General features: G+C 75.5%; 24 protein-coding genes. 9 read left to right on the forward strand and 15 right to left on the reverse strand.

Features of this window, described 5'->3' with window-relative positions; all coding sequences use genetic code 11:
• Positions 1–128: 128 nt before the first annotated feature.
• Together ACZ3J7_RS13330 and ACZ3J7_RS13335 are read right to left on the reverse strand one after the other, a co-directional pair.
• Entirely contained in the window at positions 129–299 is a 171-nt protein-coding gene (locus ACZ3J7_RS13330; protein WP_465619996.1) for a hydrophobic protein, read from the reverse strand.
• Positions 300–422: 123 nt separating this feature from the next.
• A complete protein-coding gene (locus ACZ3J7_RS13335; RefSeq protein WP_465619998.1) occupies positions 423–2,624 on the reverse strand; it encodes a catalase in 2,202 nt (733 codons plus the stop codon).
• Between the two features lie 169 nt (positions 2,625–2,793).
• On the opposite strand from ACZ3J7_RS13335, the gene ACZ3J7_RS13340 reads away from it, so the two are divergent.
• A complete protein-coding gene (locus ACZ3J7_RS13340; RefSeq protein ID WP_465620000.1) occupies positions 2,794–3,744 on the forward strand; it encodes an SDR family NAD(P)-dependent oxidoreductase in 951 nt (316 codons plus the stop codon).
• Between the two features lie 29 nt (positions 3,745–3,773).
• Positions 3,774–4,961: an alcohol dehydrogenase catalytic domain-containing protein gene (locus ACZ3J7_RS13345; protein WP_465620002.1), complete on the forward strand. Its 1,188-nt coding sequence runs from the start codon at positions 3,774–3,776 to the stop codon at positions 4,959–4,961.
• A gap of 63 nt (positions 4,962–5,024) precedes the next feature.
• Here ACZ3J7_RS13345 and ACZ3J7_RS13350 read toward each other — a convergent pair whose 3' ends face one another.
• The 6 genes from ACZ3J7_RS13350 to ACZ3J7_RS13375 form a co-directional block, all read right to left on the reverse strand.
• Entirely contained in the window at positions 5,025–5,987 is a 963-nt protein-coding gene (locus ACZ3J7_RS13350; RefSeq protein ID WP_465620004.1) for an LLM class F420-dependent oxidoreductase, read from the reverse strand.
• A 40-nt stretch (positions 5,988–6,027) separates the two neighbouring features.
• Complete coding sequence (locus ACZ3J7_RS13355; RefSeq protein ID WP_465620006.1) at positions 6,028–6,510, reverse strand: hypothetical protein; 483 nt, start codon at positions 6,508–6,510, stop codon at positions 6,028–6,030.
• Positions 6,507–8,978, reverse strand: a complete 2,472-nt coding sequence (locus tag ACZ3J7_RS13360; RefSeq protein ID WP_465620008.1) for a molybdopterin oxidoreductase family protein — start codon at positions 8,976–8,978, stop codon at positions 6,507–6,509. Before ACZ3J7_RS13360 ends, ACZ3J7_RS13355 begins: the two co-directional genes overlap by 4 nt.
• A gap of 92 nt (positions 8,979–9,070) precedes the next feature.
• A complete protein-coding gene (locus ACZ3J7_RS13365) occupies positions 9,071–10,087 on the reverse strand; it encodes a DNA topoisomerase IB (RefSeq protein WP_465620009.1) in 1,017 nt (338 codons plus the stop codon).
• 30 nt (positions 10,088–10,117) lie between these two features.
• Complete coding sequence (locus ACZ3J7_RS13370; protein ID WP_465620011.1) at positions 10,118–10,633, reverse strand: CinA family protein; 516 nt, start codon at positions 10,631–10,633, stop codon at positions 10,118–10,120.
• On the reverse strand, positions 10,630–12,096 hold the full coding sequence (locus tag ACZ3J7_RS13375) for an aminotransferase class I/II-fold pyridoxal phosphate-dependent enzyme (protein WP_465620013.1): 1,467 nt from the start codon (positions 12,094–12,096) through the stop codon (positions 10,630–10,632). Before ACZ3J7_RS13375 ends, ACZ3J7_RS13370 begins: the two co-directional genes overlap by 4 nt.
• Before the next feature lie 229 nt (positions 12,097–12,325).
• On the opposite strand from ACZ3J7_RS13375, the gene ACZ3J7_RS13380 reads away from it, so the two are divergent.
• Together ACZ3J7_RS13380 and ACZ3J7_RS13385 are read left to right on the forward strand one after the other, a co-directional pair.
• Positions 12,326–12,910: a hypothetical protein gene (locus ACZ3J7_RS13380; protein ID WP_465620015.1), complete on the forward strand. Its 585-nt coding sequence runs from the start codon at positions 12,326–12,328 to the stop codon at positions 12,908–12,910.
• A gap of 212 nt (positions 12,911–13,122) precedes the next feature.
• Positions 13,123–13,824, forward strand: a complete 702-nt coding sequence (locus ACZ3J7_RS13385; protein ID WP_465620017.1) for a phosphatase PAP2 family protein — start codon at positions 13,123–13,125, stop codon at positions 13,822–13,824.
• Here the strand turns inward: ACZ3J7_RS13385 and ACZ3J7_RS13390 are convergent.
• Positions 13,772–14,113 carry a VOC family protein gene (locus ACZ3J7_RS13390; RefSeq protein ID WP_465620020.1) on the reverse strand — a complete coding sequence of 114 codons (342 nt, stop codon included), beginning with the start codon at positions 14,111–14,113 and terminating at the stop codon, positions 13,772–13,774. The two genes, ACZ3J7_RS13385 and ACZ3J7_RS13390, sit on opposite strands and share 53 nt — an antisense overlap.
• A gap of 222 nt (positions 14,114–14,335) precedes the next feature.
• Here ACZ3J7_RS13390 and ACZ3J7_RS13395 point away from each other — a divergent pair, with 222 nt between their 5' ends.
• A complete protein-coding gene (locus ACZ3J7_RS13395) occupies positions 14,336–14,782 on the forward strand; it encodes a CU044_2847 family protein (protein WP_465620022.1) in 447 nt (148 codons plus the stop codon).
• A gap of 9 nt (positions 14,783–14,791) precedes the next feature.
• Here the strand turns inward: ACZ3J7_RS13395 and ACZ3J7_RS13400 are convergent, their stop codons facing one another.
• From ACZ3J7_RS13400 to ACZ3J7_RS13420, 5 genes are all read right to left on the reverse strand, one after another.
• Positions 14,792–16,513 carry a serine/threonine-protein kinase gene (locus tag ACZ3J7_RS13400; protein ID WP_465620023.1) on the reverse strand — a complete coding sequence of 574 codons (1,722 nt, stop codon included), beginning with the start codon at positions 16,511–16,513 and terminating at the stop codon, positions 14,792–14,794.
• 52 nt (positions 16,514–16,565) lie between these two features.
• Positions 16,566–18,002 carry a glycosyltransferase gene (locus tag ACZ3J7_RS13405; RefSeq protein ID WP_465620025.1) on the reverse strand — a complete coding sequence of 479 codons (1,437 nt, stop codon included), beginning with the start codon at positions 18,000–18,002 and terminating at the stop codon, positions 16,566–16,568.
• The gene (locus ACZ3J7_RS13410) at positions 17,992–18,141 is read right to left on the reverse strand and encodes a hypothetical protein (protein ID WP_465620026.1); all 150 of its coding nucleotides are present in this window, start codon (positions 18,139–18,141) and stop codon (positions 17,992–17,994) included. The genes ACZ3J7_RS13405 and ACZ3J7_RS13410 overlap by 11 nt, the downstream gene beginning before the upstream one ends.
• A gap of 161 nt (positions 18,142–18,302) precedes the next feature.
• On the reverse strand, positions 18,303–18,962 hold the full coding sequence (locus ACZ3J7_RS13415; protein WP_465620028.1) for a DUF4232 domain-containing protein: 660 nt from the start codon (positions 18,960–18,962) through the stop codon (positions 18,303–18,305).
• Positions 18,963–19,138: 176 nt separating this feature from the next.
• The gene (locus tag ACZ3J7_RS13420) at positions 19,139–19,594 is read right to left on the reverse strand and encodes a MarR family winged helix-turn-helix transcriptional regulator (RefSeq protein ID WP_465620030.1); all 456 of its coding nucleotides are present in this window, start codon (positions 19,592–19,594) and stop codon (positions 19,139–19,141) included.
• 89 nt (positions 19,595–19,683) lie between these two features.
• Between ACZ3J7_RS13420 and ACZ3J7_RS13425 the strand changes: the two genes are divergently transcribed.
• The 4 genes from ACZ3J7_RS13425 (at position 19,684) to ACZ3J7_RS13440 (ending at position 23,765) form a co-directional block, all read left to right on the forward strand.
• Positions 19,684–20,748, forward strand: coding sequence for an ABC transporter substrate-binding protein (locus ACZ3J7_RS13425; protein WP_465620032.1), 1,065 nt, complete (start codon positions 19,684–19,686; stop codon positions 20,746–20,748).
• Positions 20,749–20,877: 129 nt separating this feature from the next.
• Positions 20,878–22,335: an APC family permease gene (locus ACZ3J7_RS13430; protein WP_465620035.1), complete on the forward strand. Its 1,458-nt coding sequence runs from the start codon at positions 20,878–20,880 to the stop codon at positions 22,333–22,335.
• Entirely contained in the window at positions 22,332–23,354 is a 1,023-nt protein-coding gene (locus tag ACZ3J7_RS13435) for an acetamidase/formamidase family protein (RefSeq protein WP_465620037.1), read from the forward strand. Before ACZ3J7_RS13430 ends, ACZ3J7_RS13435 begins: the two co-directional genes overlap by 4 nt.
• 84 nt (positions 23,355–23,438) lie before the next feature.
• Positions 23,439–23,765: a putative quinol monooxygenase gene (locus tag ACZ3J7_RS13440; RefSeq protein ID WP_465620039.1), complete on the forward strand. Its 327-nt coding sequence runs from the start codon at positions 23,439–23,441 to the stop codon at positions 23,763–23,765.
• 27 nt (positions 23,766–23,792) lie between these two features.
• Here the strand turns inward: ACZ3J7_RS13440 and ACZ3J7_RS13445 are convergent, their stop codons facing one another.
• Positions 23,793–24,755, reverse strand: a complete 963-nt coding sequence (locus ACZ3J7_RS13445) for a TerC family protein (RefSeq protein WP_465620040.1) — start codon at positions 24,753–24,755, stop codon at positions 23,793–23,795.
• Positions 24,756–24,924: the final 169 nt, after the last annotated feature.

Genomic DNA, 24,924 nt, shown 5'->3' on the forward strand with positions numbered 1-24,924 from the left:
GGGGGGGGGGGGGGGGGGGGGGGGGGGGGGGGGGGGGGGGGGGGGGCCCCCCCCCGGGCGGCCCCGGGGGGGGGGGGGGGGGGGGGGGGGGCGCCCCCCCCCCCCCCCCCGCCCCGGTGGTCGGGTTACTACCAGCGGTACCAACGGCCGCGGCCGCCGGTCGCGTTGGTGCCTCGGGCGATGAAGCCCACCAGCCACACCGCGAGCACGATGATCGCGACCCACCACAGGATCTTCACCGCGAAACCGGCGCCGAACAGGAGCAGGGCGAGCAGCAGGACCAGCAGGAGCGGGACCACGATGTGTCCTCCTTCGTATGGCTTCATCGGTACGACCGCCGTCTGCCCCGTGATCGCCCGGCCATGCCCCCCGCCGGTACGGAAATCCGTCCGGCGGGGGGCGGGTCGAGCGGGTCGAGCGGGTCAGGCGGCGGGCGGCGGGAAGCGGTCCCAGACCCGGTGCCCGGCGAGCAGGTCCGCGATCTCGCGCAGGACCTGGCCGGGGTCGGTGCCGAGGATGACGCCGGGGCCGTCCGCGGGGAGGCCGGCCGCGGCGAGGGCGTCGCGGGCGTCGCCCCAGCCGCCGATCGCCTTGGCGTGCCGCCAGGCCTCGCCGAGCAGCAGGACCAGACGCGGGTCGAGCAGGGTGTGCGGGCCGGCGGCGCGGGCGTCGCGGGCGGGGGCCGCGTCGGGGGCGGGGGCGGGGACGCCGGCCAGCAGGACGGCGTCGAACTCGACCGAGCGGGCGGTGGCGAAGCTGCGCTGCACCTCGGCGGGGTCGCCGCCGGAGGGGGCGACCACGAGCGGCACGAGGCCGGCCGCGAGGGCGGCGCTGCGGACGTCGTCGAGCGTGCCGGGGTCGGTGCCGGGCCCGGTGAGGATGCCGACGGTCCGTCCGGCGACCGGCCACTCGTGGCCGAGCTGGGAGAGCGCGGGGCTGGGCCGGGCGGGCTCGTCGGCGGTTTCGGGCGCCGGGGCGGGCAGGCCGAGGGCGGTGGCGACCTCGGCGCACAGCCGTTCGTCGATCCGGGCCAGGACGCGCAGGTTGCGTTCGCGGACGGCGGGTTCGGTGCACTTGCCGAGCTCGAAGCTGTAGGCCGCGATGATGTGCTCCTGCTCGACCGGGGTCATGCTGGCCCAGAAGAGCCGGGGCTGGCTGAAGTGGTCGTCGAACGAGGCGGGCAGCTCCCGGACCTTCGTCGCCGCGGCGACGGGCTGCGGGTGCTCGATGAAGGCCTGCTGCTCGGCGCCGGCGAAGAACGGGCAGCCGCCGTCCAGCGAGTTGGGCTTGTAGGGGGCGACGCCGGTGTGCACGGCGTCCTGGTGGAAGCCGTCGCGCAGCATGTCGTTGACCGGGGCGTGGGTGCGGTTGATCGGGATCTGCGCGAAGTTGGGGCCGCCGAGCCGGGTGATCTGGGTGTCGAGGTAGGAGAACAGCCGGCCGGCCAGCAGCGGGTCGTCGGTGACGTCGATGCCGGGCACCAGGTGGCCGGGGTGGAAGGCGACCTGCTCGACCTCGGCGAAGAAGTTCGTCGGGTTGGCGTGCAGCGTCATCAGGCCGAGCGCCTGGACGGGGGCCAACTCCTCGGGCACGAACTTGGTGGGGTCGAGGAGGTCGATGCCCTCGAAGGTCTGCTCGGGGGTGTCGGGCAGGACCTGGACGCCGAGCTCCCACTGCGGGTACGCGCCGGCCTCGATGGCGTCGTACAGGTCGCGGCGGTGGAAGTCGGGGTCGGCGCCGCCGATCAGCTGGGCCTCGTCCCAGGTCAGCGAGTGGACGCCGAGCTTGGGCTTCCAGTGCCACTTGACCAGGCAGGTGGCGCCCTCCGCGTTCACCAGGCGGAAGGTGTGGACGCCGAAGCCCTCCATCGTCCGGTAGGAGCGCGGGATGCCCCGGTCGGACATGTTCCACAGGGTGTGGTGGGTGGCCTCGGTGTGCAGCGAGACGAAGTCCCAGAAGGTGTCGTGGGCGGACTGCGCCTGCGGGATCTCCCGGTCGGGGTGCGGCTTGCCCGCGTGGATGACGTCCGGGAACTTGATCGCGTCCTGGATGAAGAACACCGGGATGTTGTTGCCGACCAGGTCGAAGACGCCCTCGTCGGTGTAGAACTTGGTCGCGAAGCCGCGGGTGTCGCGCACGGTGTCGGCGGAGCCGCGCGAGCCGAGCACGGTGGAGAAGCGGACGAAGACGGGGGTCTTGGCCCCGGCGGCGAGGAAGCCCGCCTTGCTGAGCCCGGTTCCGGTGCCGTAGCTCTCGAAGACGCCGTGCGCGGCGGCGCCCCGGGCGTGCACGACGCGCTCGGGGATCCGCTCGTGGTCGAAGTGGGTGATCTTCTCCCGCAGGTGGTGGTCCTGGAGCAGGACCGGGCCGCGCGGTCCGGCCTTCAGCGAGTGGTCGGAGTCCGGCAGCCGGGTGCCCTGCGCGTTGGTCAGGAACGCGCCGGCCTGGGCGCGGACCGGGCCGCTGTCGTCCTGCGGGCCGCGGCCGGTGGCCGAGCGGGGCTCGGGCGCGGCCTGGTCGGGCTTGGGCGGCAGCGGCGGGCGCGGGTCGACGGGCTCCTCCACGGTGGGCTCACCGGCGGTCGGCGCGCCGGGGAGGTCGGGGCGGGTGGCGTCGGCAGTCATGGGTGTCCTTCCGGAACGTGGGCGTGGTGGGGGGTTACCGACACGGCTAACCGGTCGGCCCCGAACAGAAACGGACGAATGCCCCTCAGCTCTCTCTTATCGCCCCGTTTCCTCCCCCGCACCTCGGGCAGGCGCGACGCGACCGGATGGCCGAGGAGAGGTGAGGACCGTGGCGCGGGTGGATTTCGCGGACCGGGCGGCGTTGGTGACCGGCGGTTCGCGTGGGTTGGGTCTGCTGGTCGCCGAGGAGCTGGCCCGGCGCGGCTGCCGGGTCGCGGTGTGCGCCCGCGACGGCGCGGAACTGGCTTTCGCGGAGCGACGGTTGGGACGGCTGACGACCCGGCGGGCGGCGCTGGAGTGCGACCTGACGGTGCCGGGCGCGGGGGCGGCGGTGGCGGCGGAGGCCGCCGAGCGCCTGGGACGGCCGCTGGACCTGCTGGTGAACAACGCGGGGGTGATCCAGGTCGGCCCGCTGGCGGCCCTGGCCGGGGCGGACTTCCAGGAGTCCTGGGCGGTGACGGTGGCGGCGCCGGTGGAGCTGGTGCTGGCGGTGCTGCCGGGGATGCGCGAGCGCGGCGCGGGCTCGGTGGTGAACATCGCCTCGATCGGCGGGCTCGTCCCGGCGCCGCACCTGCTGCCGTACGTGACGGCGAAGGCCGGGCTGGCGGCGTTCTCCCGGGGGCTGCGGGTGGAGCTGGCGGGCAGCGGGGTCCGGGTGACCACGGTGGTGCCGGGGCTGATGCGGACCGGCTCGCACCGGGCGGCCCGGTTCTCCGGTCGGGCGCCGCTGGAGTACGCGTGGTTCGGCCCGGCGGCGAGCCTGCCGCTGCTGTCGATGGACGCGGACCGGGCGGCGCGCCGGATCGTCCGGGCGGCCGAGTGGGGGCGGCCCGAACTGGTGCTGACCCCGGCCGCGAAGCTCGCCGTCCGGCTGGAGGGGCTGGCGCCGGCGACGTTCGGGGCGCTGCTGGGCGCGGCGGGCCGGCTGCTGCCGGGGCCGGGCCGGGTGGCGGAGCACGACCTGCCGGGCGGGGCGGCGGCGGAGCGCACGGGACGGCTCGTCCCGGTGCTGACGAAGCTCGGCGACCGGGCCGGGCGGGCGAACAACGAACCGGGTTGAGCCGGTCGAGCGGAAGGAAGGAGCACGCGATGCGTGCGGTGACCTGGCAGGGCAGGCGGGACGTGAAGGTGACCGGGGTCCCGGACCCGCGGATCGAGGACCCCTCGGACGTGCTGGTGGAGGTGACCACGACCGGCCTGTGCGGCTCCGACCTGCACCTGTACGAGGTGCTGGGGCCGTTCCTCGACCCCGGCGACGTGCTGGGCCACGAGGCGATGGGGATCGTCCGCGAGGTCGGCGGCGCGGTGCGCACGCTGGCGCCGGGCGACCGGGTGGTGGTGCCGTTCAACGTCAGCTGCGGCACCTGCCGGATGTGCGCGAACGGGCTGCACTCGCAGTGCGAGACCACCCAGGTGCGGGAGTACGGCAGCGGCGCGGCCCTGTTCGGCTACACCAAGCTGTACGGGCAGGTGCCGGGCGGGCAGGCCGAGCTGCTGCGCGTCCCGTTCGGCGACACGCTGCCGGTGAAGGTGCCGGCCGGGCCGCCGGACGACCGGTTCGTGTACCTCTCCGACGTGCTGCCGACGGCCTGGCAGGCGGTCGAGTACGCGGCGGTGCCGGAGGGCGGCACGCTGCTGGTGCTGGGCCTCGGCCCGATCGGCGACATGTGCGTGCGGATGGCGCTGCTGCGCCCGGGCATCCGGCAGGTGATCGGCGTCGACCTGGTGCCGGAGCGGCTGCAGCGGGCCCGGGAGCGCGGCGCGGTGGTGCTGGACCTGAACGACCGGCCCCGGCAGCTGCCGGAGGCGGTGCGCGACCTGACCGACGGCCTCGGCCCGGACAGCGTCATCGACGCGGTCGGCATGGAGGCGCACGGCTCCCCCGCCGCGTCCGTGGCGCAGCGGGTGACCGGCCTGCTGCCGGACGCGCTGGCCCGGCCGCTGATGCAGAAGGCCGGCCTGGACCGGCTGCAGGCGCTGCACCTGGCGGTGGAGCTGGTGCGGCGCGGCGGGACGATCTCGGTGGTGGGCGTCTACGGCGGCGCGGCCGACCCGATGCCGCTGCTGACCATGTTCGACAAGCAGGTCCAGCTGCGGATGGGCCAGGCCAACGTGCGCCGCTGGACGGACGAGCTGCTGCCGCTGCTGACCGACGCCGACCCGCTGGGGGTGGACTCCTTCGCGACCCACCGCCTGCCGCTGGCCGAGGCCCCGGAGGCGTACGCGATGTTCCAGCAGAAGCGGGACGGCGCGGTCAAGGTGCTGTTCACGCCCTGACCGCGCACCCCCGCACCGCCTTCGCCGTCCCCGCCCGCTCCCGGGCGGGGGCGGCGTTCCGGGTCAGGCGGCGCGCAGCGCGGGCAGCAGCTCGTGCTCGGCCCAGTCGAGGAACGCGGGCTGGCTGTCGCCGCCGACCTGGATCAGCGCGAGTTCGTCGAACCCGGCTTCGGCGTAGGGCCGGACGGCGGCGAGGAAGTCCTCGACCCGGTCGCCGCACGGGATGGACTCCGCGACGTCCTCGGGCCGGACGTACTGGCTCGCCGCCGCGAAGCCCGCCGTGCCGGGGAGGTCGGCGTTGACCTTCCAGCCGCCGCCGAACCAGCGGAACTGGGCGTGCGCGCGGGCGACGGCGGCGTCCCGGTCGCGGTCGAAGCAGACCGGTGCCTGGCCGACGGCGGGTTTCCCGGCGCCGCCCGCCTCGGCGAAGGCGGTGAGCAGGTCGCGTTCGGGCTGGACGGCGATCACCAGGTCGGCGAGCCGCCCGGCGGTGGCGCAGGAGACCGGTCCGGAGACGGCGACGCCGATCGGGGGCGGCTGCTCGGGCAGGTCCCACAGCTTGGCGCCGTCGACCTGGAAGTGCCGTCCGTGATGTGTCACGTACCCGCCGGCGAACAGCTCCCGGATGATCTCCACGGCCTCGGCCAGCATCTCCTGCCGCACCGCCACGGGCGGCCAGCCCCGGCCCACCACGTGCTCGTTGAGGTTCTCGCCGCTGCCGAGCCCGAGCCGGAACCGGCCCTGCGAGAGCAGCTGCACGGTGGCGGCCTTCTGGGCGACCACCGCCGGGTGGTAGCGGACGGTCGGGCAGGTCACGTACGTCATCAGCGGCAGCGCGTCGGTGGCCTGCGCGACCGCGCCGAGCACCGCCCAGGCGTAGGGGGCGTGGCCCTGCTCGTCCAGCCAGGGGAAGTAGTGGTCGGAGATCACCGCGAAGTCGAACCCGGCCCGTTCCGCGCGCACCGCGTCGGCGACCAGGTCGCGCGGGCCGCGCTGCTCCGTCATCAGGGTGTATCCGATCCTCATGGGTGGCTCCTCTCGTGGTGGTGTACGCGCTCCGCGTGGTCTACGCGGTCAGCGCCTGCGGTGCGAGGGTCTTGATCAGGGTGTTGGTCCAGCGCATCTGGCGGAGCGTCTGCGGGTGGCAGCGGGTGGCCAGTTCCAGCAGTTCGGCGTCCCGGCCGGCCTGCGCGGCCTGGGCGAGCATCTCCCAGTGCAGCGAGTTGCGGGCGGCGGCGAGGTGCAGCGCGGCCAGCGTCTCCAGCAGCTCGGGGAGGCCGTCGTCCGGTCGGGGGGCGAGGTCCTCGGCGGCCCTGCGGCGCAGCCGGGTGAGGGCGCCGGGGTCGCGGTCGGCGGGCAGGCGCAGGTCGCGGTCGGCGGCGGTGGCGGCGATCAGGCGGGCGTGTTCGGCGGACCAGCGGGCGGTGTCGGTGGCGACGTGGTGGAACTCGTGTTCGGCGGCGTGTTCCTCGGCGGCGGCCAGCAGGTCGTCGCGGAGGGCGAGTTCGCCGTCGTGCAGGGTGCGCAGGACGGCGAGGACGGGGTTCACGGGGTGGCCTCCGGTGCGGGTGCGGGCCGCTGGTCGGCGAGCGCGGCGGGGCCGCCGGTGGTGGGGGGCGCGACGGCGGGATCGACGGGCGCGGAAGCGCCGGTGGTGGGGGCGGGGGCGGGGGTGCCGTCGGCGGGGGCGAGGCGGGTGAGGCGGGCGGCGGCGGTCTTGAAGAGGGGCTGTTTGGAGACCGGGTCCCAGTCGGTGGGGGTGGTCTCGTTGGCGGCGCGGCCGCCGTCGGGGCCGGGGCCGGTCCGGCCGGGGGTGTCCCAGTAGCCGTAGTGGAAGGGTAGGAAGAGCAGTCCGTCGCGCAGCGCGGTGACCCGCAGTCGGGCCCGGACGGCGCCGCGCGCGGTGGCGACCTCGACCAGGTCGCCCTCCGCCAGGCCGCGCCGGCCGGCCTCGCCCGCCCCGATCTCGACCCACGGCTCGGGGGCGGCGGCGTTCAGCTGGGGGGTGCGGCCGGTCTTGGTGCGGGTGTGGAAGTGGTACAGGGTGCGGCCGGTGGTGAGTTGCAGCGGGTACTCCGCGCTGGTGTCCTCGTGCGGGGGCAGGTACTCGGCGGCCTTGAGGACGGCCCTGCCGTCGGGGTTGAGGGCCCGGTACTCGGTCTCGGAGACGGACGCGCCGGTGACCAGGTCGCGGCCGTAGGTCTCGCAGGTGTCGGGGGCGGCCCAGGAGATGCCGTCGGTGTAGAGGCGCTCGGTGCCGTCGGGGTGCTCGGCGTCGCAGGGCCACTGGATGCCGCCGCGTTCGCGCAGCAGCTCGTAGCTGAGGCCGGTGTAGTCGCAGGGCCGTCCGGCGGAGCAGCGCTGCCAGGCCTCGAACGCGGTGCGCGGGTCGTGCCAGCCGATCAGCGGGGCGCCGTCGCGGTCGCGGAAGTCCATCCGGCGGGCGTAGTCGAGCAGGATGGCCAGGTCGGGCCGGGCCTGGCCGGGCGGTCGGACGGCCTGTTCGCAGAGGTGGACGGTGCGGTCGGCGTTGGTGAAGGTGCCGGTCTTCTCGCCCCAGGTGGCGGCGGGCAGCACCACGTCGGCGAGCAGCGCGGTCTCGGTCGGGTAGAGGTCCTGGACGACGGTGAACAGGCCTTCGGAGCGCAGGATCCCGCGGATCCGGGCGAGTTCGGGCAGCGAGACGGCCGGGTTGGTGCCGGAGATCCACAGCAGCTTGATCGAGCCCTGTTCGGCGTACCGGAAGATCTGCATCGCGGGGGTGGGCGGGCCGTGGTGCGGGATCCGTTCCTCCTCGACGTTCCACAGCTTCGCGAGTTCGGCGACGTGCGCGGCGTTCTCCCAGTTGCGGAAGCCGGGCAGGTCGCCGTCGGCGCCGCACTCGCGGGTGTTCTCGGCGGTGGGCTGCCCGTTCATCTGGAGCACCCCGCAGCCGGGGCGGCCGAGCATGCCGCGCACCAGCTGGATGTTGTTGACCTGGACGGCGGCGGCGGTGGCCTGGTGCGACTGGTACACGCCCTGCAGCACGGTCGAGAGCAGCGCCCGTGCCTCGCCCAGCAGTTCGGCGGCCCGTTCGATCTCCCGGGCGGGCACGTCGCAGATCCGGGCCGCCCACGCGGGCGTGCACGTCGCCACGCCTTCGGCGAGTTCCCGGTACCCGACGGTGTGCGCGTCCACGTACGCGTGGTCGATCCGGTCGGTGCGGACGAGTTCGTGCAGCAGCGCGTTGAGCAGCGCGACGTTGGTGCCGAGCCGGGGCGCGAGGTGCACCTCGGCGCGGGCGGCGGCGGGGGTGGGGCGCGGGTCGACGCACAGCAGCCGGGGCGGTTCGGGCCCGGCGAGGCGGTCGAGGACCCGCATCCACAGCACGGGCTGGGTCTCGGCCATGTTGTGGCCGTACAGCGCGAGGGTGTCGCAGTGGTCGACGTCGGTGTACGAGGCGGGCTGGCCGTCGCAGCCGAAGGTCTCCTTGAGGGCCTCGGCGGCGGTGGCGGTGCACAGCCGGGTGTTGCCGTCCAGGTGGCTGGTGCCGAGGCCGGCCCGGGCGATCACGGCGAGCGTGTAGTACTCCTCCAGGAACAGCTGGCCGGAGGTGTAGAAGCCGATCGAGCCGGGGCCGTGCGCGTCCAGCAGGTGCCTGGTCCGGTCGACGACCAGGTCCATCGCGGTGTCCCAGTCGGTCTCCTCCAGCCGTCCGCCGCGCCGTACCAGGGGCGTGGTGAGGCGGTCGTCGGCGTGGTTGGCCTGCCAGCCGTACAGGTCCTTGGGGCCGAGGCGCCCGCGGTTGACCCGGTCGTCCGCCCGGCCGCGCACCCCGACGATCCGGCCGTCGCGCACCGCGACGTCCATCGCGTCGCCGTTGGAGTGCAGCAGCGAGGCGGTCGGCACCCAGCGGTCCACCCGCTCCGCGTCCGTCCCGGCCGGGTGGGCGTCGCGGCGCGCCGGCCAGGGCTGCCCGGGCCGGTAGGGGGTGCGGTCGCCCCAGGGTTCGGCGATCCGGTCGATCCGTTCGCGCATCTCTCCTCCTCCGTCGGGTGCGGCCCGCCGGCCGGCGCGTGTACCCGGCGGGTCGTGCGGCATGCGTCCCGGTGGCCCGGTGGCCCGGTGGCTCAGTGGCCGAGCAGGTCGAGGACGGCCCGTTCGACGGCCGGGCCGGGCGGGCCGGGGCCCTCGGGGTCGGCGGCCAGGTCGGGCAGGGCGTCGGCGAGGGTGACGCCCCGGTCGTGGAGCTCCAGCAGGCGCGGGTTGACGTAGGACGCCCGGCAGACGGCCGGGGTGTTGCCCAGGTGGTCGGCGACCTCCCGGACCACCCGGGCGGCGGCCCGGCGGCGGGCGGTGGCGGAGCGGTCGGCCCGCGGGCGGGAGGCGGCCAGGCCGACGGCGGCCAGGACGGTGGCGTGCCAGGTGCGGAAGTCCTTGGCGGTGGCGTCGGTGCCGGTGTGCTCGCGCAGGTAGCCGTTCAGGTCGGGGGCGGTCAGCCGGTGCCAGCGCCGCTGCCCCCAGTGCGCCAGCAGCACCGGGTCGTCGTCGCGGCGCCGCAGCAGGGCGCGGACGGTCCGGGCGGCGGCGGGGTCGGTGAGGGTGAGCTCGCGGTGCCGGCCGGACTTCGCGGGGTACGCGAAGCGCAGCCGGTCGCCGCGCACCTCGGCCTGGTCGCGCAGCAGGGTGGTGAGGCCGTGCGAGCCGTTGGCCTTCGCGTAGGACGGCGAGCCGATCCGGAAGAAGCCCAGGTCGAGCAGGTGCACGGCGCAGGCGGCGACCCGGTCGTGCCGCAGGCCGGGCAGGTCGAGGTCGGCGGCGAGGCGGGCGCGCAGGGCGGGCAGGGTGCGGGCGAAGGACAGCACGTGGTCGTGCTTGGCCGCCTCCTGCCGGGCCCGGAAGTCGGGGTGGTACAGGTACTGGCGGCGGCCGGCCTCGTCGGTGCCGGTGGCCTGGAGGTGGCCGGTGGGCTTCGGGCAGATCCACACGTCCCGCCAGGCTGGGGGGATGGCGAGCGCCCGGAGCCGGGCCAGGGTGTCGGGGTCGCGCAGCGGGGCACCGTCGGTGTCCCGGTAGGAGAAGCCGCGGCCCTGCCGTCGCCGGCTCCAGCCGGGGGCGTTCGGGTCGCTGGTGGTCAGCCGGGTCATCGGTGCCTTCCGGGTTCGTCCGGCCCCTGCTCAGCGCTGGGGGCGGAGCAGGTCGCGCAGCAGGCGCAGGGCGGTTTCGACGGCGGTGTCCCGGATGTCGGCGGGGCGGTCGGTGGGCGGTTCGGGGCGGGCGGTGCGGGTGCCGCCGGGGCCGCTGACGGCGACGTGCACGGTGCCGACGGGGCGGCCGTCGTGCGGGGCGGGCCCGGCCACGCCGGTGGTGGCCAGGCCGTAGGTGGCGCGGGTGAGGGCCCGGGCGCCCTCGGCCATCTGGGCGGCGACCTCGGGGTGGACGGTGCCCTGGTCGGCGACCAGCGCGTCGTCCACCCGCAGCAGCCCGGTCTTGACCTCGGCCGCGTAGGCGACGACGCCGCCGAGGAAGACCCCGCCCGCGCCGGGGGCCTCGGCGAGGACGGCGGCGAGCCGGCCGGCGGTGAGCGACTCGGCGGTGGCGACGGTGTGCCCGGCGGCGGCGAGCGCGGCGGTGACCTGCCGGGCCAGGACCGCGGTGTCGGGGAGGCCCGGCCGGGGCGCGTCGGTGCTCATGCCTCGCGGACGACCTTGACGGTCGCCAGGTCGGAGTCGGCGCTGTCGGGGATGAGCATGCCCGCGGCCTTCCCGGTGCGCAGGTAGTCCAGGAGGGCGTCGTTCAGGCGCTCGCCGGGCAGCGCGGCGGGGATGCCGGGCGGGTACGGGGTGAGCATCTCGGCGGCGATCCGGCCGGCCGCCTTCTCCAGCGGCACCTGCTCGGTCGGGCCGAAGAACGCGTCGCGCGGCAGGTCGGCCTGTTCCAGCCGCAGCTCGCCCGGGTCGGGGACGCGCACCCGGGCGGCGGGGCGGAGGGTGTCGGCGGCGGCGACGAGTTCGCGCAGGCCGTGCAGCAGGGCGTCGACGGTGGTGGGGTCGTCGGCGTGGGTGAGCTGGGCGCTGATCCGGCGGTGGTCGCAGACGTGCAGGGTGAGCTGGTGGTGGGAGCGCAGCCAGTCCCCGGCCCGGTAGCCGGTGGTGCCGAGCGCGGAGACGTCGACGATGACCTGCAGCGGGTCGAGGTCGGCGGCCAGTCCGGGCCCGCAGAAGTCGTCCCGGCCGTGGACGTGCAGCCCGTCCAGGGCCTCGATCCGTTCCCGGGCGTCGGCGGCCAGGGCCAGCGCGGAGCCGTACAGGTCGCGGCCGTGCTGGACCATCTGGCGGCGCCAGCCGTCGAGCGCGGCGTACAGCAGGACGGAGGGGCTGGTGGTGCCGAGCAGGTCCTCGCGCTGCTTGAGGGCGTCGGGGGCGACCAGGTCGCCCCGGAGGTGGAAGACCGAGCTCTGTTCGAGGGCGGAGCCCATCTTGTGGACGGAGGTGACGCAGACGTCCGCGCCCGCGTCCATCGCCCACTGCGGGAGGTCGGGGTGGAAGGGCAGGTGGGCGCCCCAGGCCTCGTCGACGATCAGGGGTTTCCCGGCGGCGTGGCAGACCTCGGCGATGCCCTCCAGGTCGGCGCAGGTGCCGTACGGGGTGGGCGAGGTGACCAGCGCGCCCTTGACGTCGGGGTGGCGCTCCAGGGCGGCGCGGAACGCCTCGGCGCGCGGCGGGTGGGCGAGGTGCAGCTCGGCGTCCCAGGAGGGGTCGACCCAGACCGGGCGGATGCCCGCCAGGATCAGTCCGGCCACCACGGACTTGTGGGCGTCGCGGCCGACCAGCAGCTCCTCGTGCGGGCCGGCGACGGCGAGCATCGCGGCCTTCACCGACAGCGAGCTGCCGCAGGTGGAGAAGAAGGTGTGCTCGGCGCCGACCGCTTCGGCCATCAGCGCCTGGGCGTGCGGCAGGATGCCGCGCGAGTCGGTGCGGTCGTCGAGGCCGCCGGAGGCCAGCACGTCGGAGCGGAACACGTCCGCCCCGAGGACGGCCAGCACCCGGGGGTCGGCGCCCCTCCCCTGTTTGTGGCCGGGCGGGGTGAACACGGTCAGCGGGTTGGCGTGGAAGGCTGCCAGGGCCTCTAGCACCGGCGCTTGTGACTGGTCCATGTCGCGGCGTCTGCCCCTCGCCCCCCGGCCGAAACGGCCCGGCCGTTTCCCACCCGATCGGGTGAAGCCGCCGCCTGGCCGCGCCGGCTCGCCGCCCGCTGCGGTCCGGGCTGACCCGCCCCGTCCGGGCGGCGGTGCCGTCGGCTACCCTTCAGCGCGCCCGCACCGTGCCGGGCGGTCACCGTCCGGGCCGGGGCCCGGACGCCGAGGGAAACGGGGAGCGGACGTCGTGGAGGAGCGGGAGCCGGAGCGGTCCGGGGCGGGGCGGACGGTGCCGGCGTGGCCGCGCGGACGGGTGGCGCGCTGGGGCGGCGGGATCGCGGTCGCGGCGCTGCTGGTCGGCGGCGGGGCGGTCGCGCTCGCCGGGCACCACGAGCACGGACCGCACGGGCACGGGGGCCACGGCGGTCGGGCCGGTGCCCGCGACGGGGAGCACGGCGGTCGGCCGCACGGCCGGGGCGGCCGGGACGGGCGCTCCGACGAGCACGGCCGGCACCTCCGCAAGGACGGCCAGGACAGCCAGGACGGCACGAGCGGCCAGGACGGCAAGGGCGGCGGGCAGCAGGGCCGGGAGAAGTCCCGGCGTCCCCGTACCGCCCCGGCGCCGCTGCCCTCGCTGGACGCCGCCGAGGCGCTGACGAAGGCCACCGCCGCCGTACCGGGCGGGCGGGCCGAATCACTGGAGGCGGTCACCACGGCCGACGGCGGCCGGGCCTGGCAGGCCGTGGTGCTCGGCCCGGACGGCGTGCGCCACCTGGTCACACTGGACGGCACGACGGGCACCCCGACCGGCAGCACCGTCCTCGGCGGCTGACCGACCCCGGCCGCCGAGGCCGTCCCCGGCCGCCTTCGGGTCCTCCTCGGAAGGACGGCGGCGCTGCGCCATGCTGGTGGCGGTGCGGGTGACGCCCGTCCTCGCAGCACCCCTTCTCGGAATCCTCGGAAAGGCGCCCCGTCGATGCCCTGCTGCTCCACTCCCCCGGGCCCGGGGGCACCACCGCGTTCGCGCCGCCGGGCCGGGGCCGGGTGAGCGCCGTCCTGCCGCGTCGTCCCGCCGTGGTGGCTTCGGCCTGCGGCGGGGCTTTCGCGCTGCTGGCGGTGGTGGTGGCGGCGCACGGCCGGGGGCCGTTCGGCTTCGAGGCGGCGGCGGTGCGCTGGGGGGCGGCGCACCGTCCGGGTGGGGCCCGGGCGGTGGCGCTGGCCGTGACCGCGCTGGGCACCGACGTGTTCCCGTACGTGCTGGCGCTGGCGGCGGGCGCGGTGTCCGTCCGGGCCCGCCGGCCGGGCCGGGGGCGGCCGACGGCCGTGGTGCTGCTGGCGCCGGTGGCCTGGCTGGTGGCGGGGCAGCTGCTCCGGCAGGGGGTGATGCGGGCCTTCGCCCGGCCCCGGCCGCCGGTCGGCTACTGGGCGTTCGACGCCGACGCCCTGGCCTTCCCGTCCGGCCACGCCTTCACCTCGGCGCTGTCCGCCGGGTTGCTGGCGGCGGCGGTGGTCCTGGCCCGGCCGTCGGCGGCCCGCGCCGCGACGGCGGGCGCGGTGCTGTTCGCCGCCGTGATCGGCTGCACCCGGGTCTACCTGGGCGTGCACTGGCCGCTGGACGTGCTGGGCGGCTGGCTGCTGGCGGCCGCCTGGCTGTCCCTCGGGCTGTGCCTGCTGCCGAGGCTCCCGGCCGGGCTCAGTGGACGCAGAACTCGTTGCCGGCCGGGTCCTGGAGCACCGTCCAGGTGAGGCCGGGGACGCTGTGCTCGCCCACGACGCTCGCGCCCAGGGCGACCAGCCGCGCCACCTCCTCCGCCATGCCGGTGCCGGACGCGACGGCGAAGTCGACGTGCACCCGGTTCTTGCCCAGCCGCTCCTCGGCCACCCGCTGGAAGCCCATCGCCACGGGCTTCGCGCCGACGATGACGAAGTCGCCGTGGTCCTCGGCGATCTCGCCGCCCAGCGCGCCGGCCCACCAGCGGGCCAGCTCCTGCGGTTCCGCACAGTCCACCGTGATCATCACTGCTGCCAGAGTCATGGCCGCCACCCTAGCCACCGCCACTGACAGTCCGACGGCGGTCCGGCAGCGCTCCGGTGGCGGTTCAGCGGGGCGTCGCAGCGCCCGGCGGGTAGCGGTGTTCGGGGCGGCCGACCCTCGCCGCACCACGGGGGTGCGGGGCCGTTCCGTCCGCGACCCGCCCCTCCTGCGGCTACCCTGAGGCCCTGTCAGGGGAGTGCGAACCTCGGGGAGGGGTGCGTCATGGGCGCGGAGGTGACGGTCGAGTCGATCGACCTGGGCGACGGCACGGTGGTGCGGGCCGAGGTGATCGGCGAGGTCGGTTTCACGGGCGACCGCCCGCACGACGGGCTCGGCGACGTCGGCGCCCGCCGCCAGGTCGAACGCCTCGGCTCCGCGGTCGCCCTGACCCTCGACCAGGTCCGCGACACCGTCCAGGGCATCGGCCGCTGGGCCGCCGAGTCGATCACCCGGGGCGCCGCCGGCTCCCCCGACTCCTTCGAGGTCGAGTTCGGCCTCAAACTCGCGGTCAAGTCCGGCCAGTTGATGGGCGTCATCGCCGAGGCGGGCAGCGAGGCAGGCCTGACCGTCCGCCTCTCCTGGGACCTGGCCGCCCGCCGCGAACGGGCGGCGGCCGCCGCCACGGACGACGGCGCCGACGCCGGTACGGCCGCCGTCACCGAGGGGTGAACCGGCCCGTCAGTCGGTCGACTTGACGACTTTGAGGACCTTCCCGGTGGCGCCCGCCGTGAGGTAGCCGCCCCCGCTGCCCTCGTCATCGGAGAGGTAGTAGCGGATGGTGATCTCGTCCGCGAACCAGCCGTAGTCGACGATCAGGTAGCGGTCCTTCGGCTGCGGGACGTCGAGCCGGCTCTTGGCGGTGGCGGTGACGGTCGGCAGCTGGTTCCAGTCGATCTTGCCCAGGTCGACGAGCTTCTTGGCGCTGATGCTGTCGACGATGCTGCCGTTCGTGACGCTGAGCTTCCCGGCGCGGTAGTCGACCATGTCGTAGCGGGCGGGGTTGTCCTTGCGCACCACCCTGGCGTGGGCGTTGTCGGAGCGGACCGTCATGTCGATGACGGTGGTGCTGCCGGTTCTCGTCCGGATCGACTCGACCAGGGCGCGGGCGCCGTCCGGCGTGAGCAGGTCGGTGCCGGACGCGGGCCCGGACGCGGGCCCCGAGGCGGGGGCGGAGGCGGCCTTGGACGGTGCGGCGGAGGATCCGGTCGGCGGGACGGCCCCGGTGGTGGCGGGAGCGGTCGCGGGGGCGGTCACGGGGGTCTTGGCGGCCGGGCCTCCGCCCTTCTTCCCGTCGAACAGCTTCGGCCCGAACGCCCACCCCAGCAGCCCGACCGCCGTCACCACCGCGACCGCCGCCGCCAGCACCGCCCCGCGCCGCCGCCGCGGCCCCGCACCCGGCCCCGGCCCCGGCCCCGGCCCCGGCCCCGGCGGGACCGTCTCGGTCGGCGCGTGCGGGACCCCGCCCCCGTACGTCCCGTGCGTCTGGGTCGGGCTGTACGGGATCGTGCCGTTGGTCTCGGTCGGGGAGAACGCGGGGCTGCCGCCGAGGGTGCCGTCGATGCCCTGTTCGGCGGCGGCGAACAGCCGGTCGAGGCGGACGGCGTCGGGCCGCTGGGCGGGGTCGCGGGCGAGCAGCGCGGTGAGGGTGGGGCCGAGCGGGCCGGAGCGGACGGGGGGCGGCAGGGGCTGGTCGAGGACGGCGGCGAGGGTGGCGATGCTGTTGGCGCGGCGCAGCGGGTGGTGGCCCTCGACGGCGACGTAGAGGGTCATGCCGAGGGACCACAGGTCGGAGGCGGGGTCGCCCTCGTGGCCGCGGATGCGTTCGGGGGCGATGTACTCGGGCGAGCCGATCAGCGCGCCGGTGGCGGTGAGGCTGGTGGACTCGCTGAGCGCGGCGATGCCGAAGTCGGTGAGGACGGGGGTGCCGTCGGGGCGCAGCAGGACGTTGCCGGGCTTGACGTCGCGGTGCTGGATGCCGGCGGCGTGGGCGGCGGTGAGGGCGGCGAGCAGGCCGCGGCCGATCCGGGCGGCCTCCTGCGGCGGGAGCGGGCCGCGGGTGATCCGGTCGTGCAGGGAGCCGCCGCTGACGAGTTCCATCACCAGCCAGGGGTGGGCGAGTTCGGCGTTGTCGACGATGTGGTGGATGGTGACGACGTTGGGGTGCTGGAGCCGGGCGAGGGCCTGGGCCTCGCGCAGGACGCGTTCGCGCAGTTCGTGCGCGGCGGCGGGGTCGGCGGCGAGCATCGCCGGGTCGGGCGGGCGGACTTCCTTGAGCGCGACCTCGCGCTGCAGCATGGTGTCCCTGGCCTTCCAGACCAGTCCCATTCCGCCGCCGCCCAGCCGCGCGAGCAACTCGAAGCGGCCGTCGATCAGTTGGCCGCCCGGCCCGGCTGTCGTCATGGCGTTCATCGTAGGGGGTGGCGCCGACGCCCTTCGAACACGGTGGCGGTGCTCAGCGGCCGCCGGCGGGGGCGAGTTCGACCTCGGGGCCGTGCTGGCGGGTGCCCCAGCCGGTGCGCAGGCAGGTGAGGGCGGCGTACCAGCGCAGGGGGCGCAGGACCGTCCAGGACCAGGCGGCGGCGAGCGGGGTGAGGGCCCAGGTGGCGAGTTGCGAGCGGAGGCGCTGGTCGGAGCGGCGGACGGTGAGGTAGCGCAGGGTCTGGCCGGCGACGATCAGCGGCGGGACGGCGAGCAGCGCGGGCGGCGGGGCGGTGCCGGTGCGCCAGGTGTGGGTGAGCAGCAGGACGGCGGCGGCGGTGGCGGCGAGGTGCTGGTACCAGCGCAGGACCTGGGTGAGCAGGGCGGGGTGGCCGAGCGGCAGGTAGCGCACCCGCCAGAGCGAGCGGATGGTGGAGCCGCGCATCCAGCGCAGGTACTGGCGCAGGTGGTGGCCGACGGTCTCGGGCATGGCGCTGAACACGACGGCGCTGGGCTGCTGGACGACCCGGCCCCGGCGCAGCGCGTAGAAGGTGAGCAGGGAGTCGTCGGAGAAGGTGACGGGCCGTCCGGCGAAGGTCTCGCCGAGGTACTGCTCGCGGTGGTCGGTGAGGACGGCGGCGCGGTAGGCGGCGAGGCCGCCGGAGCAGACCATGACGGCGCCGAGCGGGGAGAGCGCGGAGCGGTCGACCAGCTGGTTGGTCACGTACCAGAGGTCGGTGACGCGGCTGAGCAGGCCGCACCGGTTGTTGCGGGCGAGGACGACGCCGGCCACCGCCTGGACGCGCGGGTCGGCGAGGGGTTGCAGCAGTTCGCGCAGGGCGTGCGGGTCGAGGTGGGCGTCGGAGTCGACGGTGACCAGGACGTCCGCGTCGGGGCAGTGCGCGGCGGCGGCGACCTGGGCGGCGCGCTTGCCGCGGTTGGGCTGGCGCTGCCAGCTGGCCCGGACGCCGGCGCGTTCGGCGGCGGCGAGCCAGTGCGTGCGCAGTTCCCCGTACTCGGTGCCGGAGCCGTCGTCGACGACGTGGACGGACTGCGGGGGGCGGGTCTGGGCGAGCAGCGAGTGGAGGCCGGCGCGCAGGTAGCCGGGGTCCTCGTTGTAGAGCGGGACGAGGACGGCGACGTCGAGCCGGTCGAGGGCGCGCTGCCCGTCGGGGGTGGCCCGGGCGGGGCGTTCGGCGAGGTAGAGGCCGGTCTGGACGGCGAGGGCCAGGGCGAGCGGGGCCCAGGCCCAGTCGGTCCAGCCGCCGCCGCTGCCGGTCGCGGCGGCCCAGGTGCGCAGGCCGTAGCGGGCGGCGAGCAGGGCCACGACGCACAGCCCGGCGGCGGCCGCGAGCAGGGCCGCCGGCCGGTGCCGCCAGGCCGTCAGCGTGCCGGACGGCGGCTGCCCGTCGGCCTCGGGGCGGTCACCGGCCGCGGGGTGCCCGTCGGCCGCGGGATGCTCACCGCTCACGGCGGAACCCGAGGCGCACGCAGACCACCCCGAGTCCGACCAGGACGGCCGCGACCGCCAGCACCCACCACCCCGCGACGGTCAGTCCGCCGAGCACGAGCACGCCCGCGCCGGTCTTCGCCAACTGGTTCTGGTACATCCCGTGCCTCCGCGCCCGGCAGTGAACAGACGATCCTGTCCACCGTCGCCCGGGAGCACCGCTGACGCACCATCAGCGGGCGAACGGGTGAGCGGGCCGCGGGCGGGTGGCGCCGGTGACCGGCCGGGGAGCCGGACGTCCGGGGCGGCGCGGCTCCGCGGTCAGGCGACGGGCTCGAACGGGCGGACGGTGAAGTCGGCGCAGACGTTCAGCGTGCCGTTGTCGACGCCGCCGCCGACCGGGACCTGCACCTGCTCGGTGGTGTCGGGCAGGATCACCGCGACCTTGGTCCCGGTGACCGGGCAGACCAGGCGGCCGGTGGCGCTGCCCTCGAAGTTGACGTTGCTGTAGAGCAGGTGGGCGACGGCGGACTTGCCGGGCTGCAGGGTGACGGTGCCGGCGGCGGTCTCCCGCTGCCGGACGGCGTCCAGCGGGGCGGACTTGCCCTGGTCGTCGGCGAGCCGGACGCCCGGGAAGCCGGTCAGGGTGCACGCCTTGCCGGAGGTGTTCTGCGCCCGCAGCTGGGCCAGCGCGGACGACTGCGGGGTGGCCCGGTCGTTGGGTCCGGTCACGGTCAGCTTGACGTCCTTGGCGGTGCACTTGGCGCTGCCGGCGGCCTGCGCGGGGGCGCTGCTCGCGGCGCCGCCCTTGCCGGTGCCGGTGGCGGCACCGGCGCTCGCGCTCGCGGGGGCGGAGGCCGCGCTGCTGGGGGCGGCCCCGGCGGTGCCGGTGGTGGCGTCGTCCTCGTTGCAGGCGGTGAGGGTCAGCCCGGCGAGCAGCGCGACGGCGGCGGTGGCGGTCAGGCGGGTGAAGGTGCGCATGGCGGGTCTACCTCGGCGGGTGTGGGGGCGGAGTGCTTGCTGACAGATTTCTACCGCCCCGCGATCCACGGCCCTGTCCTGCGCCCGTCACAACCGCGTCACAGCGGCCGCCCGCACCGGACCGAACCGCCCGGAACCACCCGGAACCGCCCGGGAGGTGGCGGGTTGACGTGCCGTCAGAGCGCGGCGAGCCGGGCCAGCGCCCCGGCGTCGGCTCCGGCCCCGGGCAGGGCGCAGGCGGCGCGGACGGCGGTGTCGTGGGCGGCGGCGAGGGCGTCGAGGCGGGCGAGGCGGGTGCGGCCCCGGCGGGAGAGGTGGGCGGTGATCCGGCGGCGGTCCTGGTCGTCCTGGCGGCGGTAGACCAGGCCGGCGTCGGCGAGGGCGTCCACCAGGCGGCTCAGGCTGGCCTGCGGGATGAGCAGGGCCTGCGCCAACTCGCCCATGGCGTGGCCCTGTTCGTCGGCGAGGGCGCGCAGCACCCGCCACTGGTCGACGGTGCAGTCCTCCTCGGCGAGGGCGGTGGCCAGGCCGCCGGTGAGCCGGCGGTGGGCGAGCGCGACGAGTTCGACCAGCAGCGGCGCCGGGGCCGTGTCTCCCGCTGCGGCGCCCCGCGCGGTGGCGTTCGCGGTCATCCGGCCTCCCGTTCCGTTCCCCTCGCGGTGCCCCGCCCGGGTTTCCCGGAGGCGGGGGTTCCGACCATACTCGCACCGGTGAGGACGGAGTGACGCTGGACGCCAGGCTGGTCGACCCGCTCGACGCGCTGCACCTCGGACGGGAGGACGGCGCGTTCCGGGTCGGTCTCGTCGTGCCGCAGTCCGGGACGCTCGGGCTGACCGGCCCGTCCGCGCTGGACGGCGCGCTGCTGGCCGCGCACGAGGTGAACGCCCGGGGCGGGGTGCTCGGCCGTGCGCTGGAGCTGGTGCTGGTGGACGGCGGCGGCGCGCCGCAGCCGGTGGCCGCCGAGGTGCGCCGGCTGCTCGCGGCGGGGGCGCTGGACGCGCTGGCCGGCTGCCACACCAGCGACGTGCACCGGGCGGTGGAGGCGGTGGCCGCCGGGCGGATCGCGTACGTGTTCACCCCGCCGCACGAGGGCGGCTCCCGGCGGCCCGGGGTGCTCTGCACCGGCATCGCCCCGGCCGCCCAACTCGGCCCTGCCATCGCCGGGTTGACCGAGCGGCACGGCCTGCGCCGGTGGGCGCTGATCGGCAACGACTACATCTGGCCGCGCACCGTGCACCGGGCCGCCGCCCGCCTCGCCGCCGGGGCCGGGGCCCGGGTGGTGCTGGAGCGCCGGCTGCCGTTCGGCGCGGTCGAGCGGGCCGTCGAACCGCTGCTGGACGAGTTGCGCGCGACCCGCGCGGACGGCCTGCTGCTCAGCCTGATCGGGCGCGACCAGGTGCTGTTCCACCGGGCGCTGCGCCGCAGCGGCCTGGACCGCCGGCTGGTGCGGCTGTCCGGCTCGCTGGAGGAGAACGGCCTGCTGGCCCTGGGCGGCGACGGCACCGGCACGCTGTACGCCGCGATGCCCTCGTTCGCGACCCTCGCCGAGGAGCCCCGCCAGCTGCTGGCCGAGCGCCACCGGGCGCTGTGCGGCCCGTGGGCGCCGGTGCTGGACGCGTACGCGGTGGGCCTGTACGAGGGCCTGCACCTGCTGGCGGCGCTGGCCGCCCGCCGCGCCCTGGAGCCGGCCGGCCTGGCCCGGGCGGCCGCCCCGCTGCTGCGCGCCGGGCGGCGCGCGGTGCACCTGGCCCGGGCCGAGGGCCCGGGTTTCACCGTGCTGCGCTGAGCCGCCCCCGCCGGTCCGGGCCAGTCCGGTCCGGTCAGGTCCGGTCCGCCGAGAAAACCCTTCCATCTGGAAATACTTGCCCCTACAGTCTCCCCCACACCCGCTGTCCCGTCACGGAGAGGGAGCACCATGGCCGACACACCCGCGCCCCAGGGCATCGAGAGCTACGGCTACCAACAGGAGTTGCGCCGCTCCCTGACCTTCACCGACCTGCTCGTCTACGGGCTGGTGTTCATGGTGCCGATCGCGCCGTTCGGCATCTTCGGCAGCGTCTTCCAGGGCTCGGGCGGCATGGTCGCGCTGGCGTACGTGCTGGGCATGGTGGCGATGATGTTCACCGCGCTGTCGTACGCCCAGATGTCGCGGGCGTTCCCGATGGCGGGCTCGGTGTACACCTACGCGGGGCGCGGGATCGGCGCCCCGGTGGGCTTCCTGTCGGGGTGGATGATCCTGCTGGACTACGTGCTGGTGCCGAGCCTGCTGTACCTGATCGCGGGCGTGGCGATGAACTCGCTGGTGGCGTCGGTGCCGGTGTGGCTGTGGGTGGTCGGGTTCGTGCTGCTGAACACGGCGGTCAACTACCTGGGCATCGAGACCACCGCCAAGGTCAACAAGGCGGTGCTGGTCGGCGAGCTGGTGGTGCTGGCGCTGTTCGTGGTGGTCGGCGTGGTCGCGCTGGCCGGGGGCGAGGGCCGGGGCTTCGACTTCACGCCGCTGTACGACGGGCACACCTTCTCCTGGAGCCTGGTGTTCGGCGCGGTGTCGATCGCGGTGCTGAGCTTCCTCGGCTTCGACGGCATCTCCACCCTCTCGGAGGAGAACCGGGACTCGGCGAAGGCGATCGGCCGGTCGATGGTGGCGGCGCTGCTGCTGGCGGGCACCCTGTTCATCGTGCAGACCTGGGTGGCGTCGCTGCTGGTCACCGATCCGGACTCGCTGGTGCGCGACGGCGACCCGGACGGCACCGCGTTCTACGACGCGGCGCGCACCGCGGCCGGCGGCTGGCTGGCCACCCTGACCGCCGCCGCGACGGCCGTGGCCTGGGGCTTCGCCAACTCGCTGGTGGCGCAGGCGGCGACCAGCCGGCTGCTGTTCGCGATGGCCCGCGACCGCCAGTTGCCGTCCTTCCTGGCGAAGGTCCACCCGACCCGCCGGGTGCCGGTCAACGCGACCCTGCTGACCGCCGGGATCTCGCTGGCGCTCGGCCTCTACATGACCTCCCGGGACGACGGCATCACGCTGCTCAGCTCGCTGGTCAACTTCGGCGCGCTGAGCACCTTCCTGGTGCTGCACGTCGCCGTGGTGGTGCACTACCTGGTCCGCGGGCGCAGCAGGGACTACTGGCGGCACCTGGTCGCCCCCGTGCTGGGCTTCGCGATCCTGGCGTACGTGGTGGTCAACGCGAACATCGCGGCGCAGCGGCTCGGCTTCGTCTGGCTGCTGGTCGGCGCCCTGGTGCTGACCGGGCTGGTCGCCACCGGCCGCACGCCGAGGCTGTCCGTCGCCGAACCGGTCGCCACCGTCCCCGCCCAGGCCGGCGCCCCCGCCGAGGAGCCCGCCGGCGTCCCCACCGAGGAGAACCCGTGACCCTGCCCGACGAGATCGTCCGCCTCTCCCCCGGCCCGGAGGACTGGGCCTACACCTTCGGCGGGCGGCCGCCGCTGACCACCGTCCGGCCGGGCAGCATCGTGGAGCTGACCACCGAGGACTGCTTCGGCGGCAAGGTGCGCGGCGTCGACGACCTGCCCAGCCGGGTCTGCGTCTTCCCGTACCTGAACCCGGTGACCGGGCCGGTCGCGGTGGCGGGCGCCGAGCCGGGGGACGTGCTGGCGGTGCACTTCGTGGAGATCACCCCGGCCCGGGACCGGGGGTTCTCCAGCACCTTCCCGCACTTCGGGGCGCTGACCGCGACGCACCAGACGGCGATGCTGCACCCGGCGCTGGAGGAGCGGGTCTGGGCGTACGACCTGGACGTGGCGGCGGGCCTGTGCCACTTCCGGGCGCGCAATGGCGACTTCGCGGTCGCGCTGCCGCTGGACCCGATGCACGGGACGGTCGGCGTGGCCCCGGCGGCCGGCGAGGTGCTGGCCTCGATCACGCCGGGCGCGCACGGCGGCAACCTGGACACGCCGGAGATGCGCGCGGGCACCACCGCGTACTTCGGCGTCAACGTGGACGGCGGGCTGCTGGCGATCGGCGACGGGCACGCCCGGCAGGGCGAGGGCGAGGTGTGCGGGACGGCGGTGGAGGCCGCGATGCGCACCACCGTGATCGTCGACCTGGTCAAGGGCGGCGGCCCGGCCTGGCCCCGGCTGGAGAGCGACGACCACCTGATCAGCACCGGTTCGGCCCGGCCGCTGGAGGACGCGTTCCGGATCAGCCAGCACGACCTGGTCGGCTGGACCGCCGACCTGCTCGGCCTGGACCAGCTGGACGCGTACCAGCTGGTCAGCCAGGCCGGGCTGGCCCCGGCGGCGAACGTCTGCGACACCAACTACACGATGGTCGCCAAGCTGCCGAAGTCCGTCCTGGGCGCGGTCAGGGCGTACGACGGCCTGCACGACCGGCTGCGGGAGACGGCGGCGGCGTACCTGCGGCACCGGTGACGCGCGGCGGGCGGGCGGTCTGCGATCGTTGCAGGTGAAGGCACGCGTCCGCGCGTGCGCACCCACCGCAGAGGAGCAGCAGTCGTGATCTTCATCGCCGTGAAGTTCACCGTCCGGCCCGAGCACAGCGCCGGCTGGATCGAGCGGGTCGAGGAGTTCACCTCCTCGACCCGCGCCGAGGAGGGCAACGTCTTCTTCGAGTGGTCCCGGAGCGTCGACGACCCGCACCAGTACGTGCTGCTGGAGGCGTTCCGGGACGGCGAGGCCGGGGCCCGGCACGTCGAGTCGGAGCACTTCAGGACGGCGATGGCCTGGATGCCGGACTTCATCTCCCGCACCCCGGAGATCGTCAACGTCGAGGTCCCCGGCACCGGCTGGAACGCGATGGCGGAGCTCAGCCCGCGCGGCTGAGCCCCGCCGCCGGCGCCTGACCGCGCGTCAGGCGCCGGACGCCCGGCCCTGCCTGCGGGAGGCCAGCAGGCTGGCGACGGTGGTGACCGCCAGCACCACCACGATGAAGGCCAGCGAGAACGCGATGCTGATCTCGGGCACGTGCACGCCGCTCTCGTGCAGGGCGTGCAGGATCAGCTTGACGCCGATGAAGCCGAGGATCACCGACAGGCCGTACGACAGGTAGACCAGCCTGGTCAGCAGGCCGCCGATCAGGAAGTACAGCTGGCGCAGGCCCATCAGCGCGAAGGCGTTGGCGGTGAAGACGATGTAGGCGTCCTGGGTCAGGCCGAAGATCGCCGGGATCGAGTCGAGCGCGAACAGCATGTCGGTGGTGCCGATGGCCAGCATCACGGTCATCATCGGCGTCATCAGCCGCTTGCCGTCGATCCGGACGAACAGCTTGGTGCCGTGGTACTCGTTCGTGGACGGCACTCGCTTCTTGATCGCGCGCAGCAGCCGGCCCTCCTCGAACTCCTCCTCGGTCTTGTCCTGCCCGGCCTCCCTGACCAGCTTGACCGCCGTCCAGACCAGGAACGCGCCGAAGAGGTAGAAGACCCAGGAGAACTGCGAGACCAGCGCGGCGCCGCCCGCGATGAAGACCGCCCGCAGCACCAGGGCGATGATCACGCCGAACATCAGCACCCACTGCTGGTAGATCTTCGGCACCGCGAACTTGCCCATGATCAGGATGAACACGAACAGGTTGTCCACGCTGAGCGACTTCTCGGTGACGTAGCCCGCGAGGAACTCCACCGCGGGCTGCGAGCCGCCGTACCACCAGACGAACCCGCCGAACAGGCAGGCCAGCACCACCCAGACGGTGGTCCAGACCGCGGCCTCCTTGATCGAGACCTCGTGCGGCTTGCGGCCGCCGATGAAGAAGTCGGCCACGATCAGCGCGATCAGCACCGCGATGGTGGCCACCCACAGGCCTGCGGACACGTCCAATGACTGCTCCTCGTCGGGGCCCCGGAGGGGGCGGTGCGGCGCGGGAAGCACCATCCTGACCGCCGAAGATCGATCCGCCCGCGCGACACACCCGAACCCGCGCCCGGCCCGGGCCCCGGCCCCGACCGGAGGGCGGGGGGGGTGATTGCGGACGGGAACTGGCCGCTGC

It is taken from the genome of Kitasatospora sp. NPDC015121 (assembly GCF_055562955.1).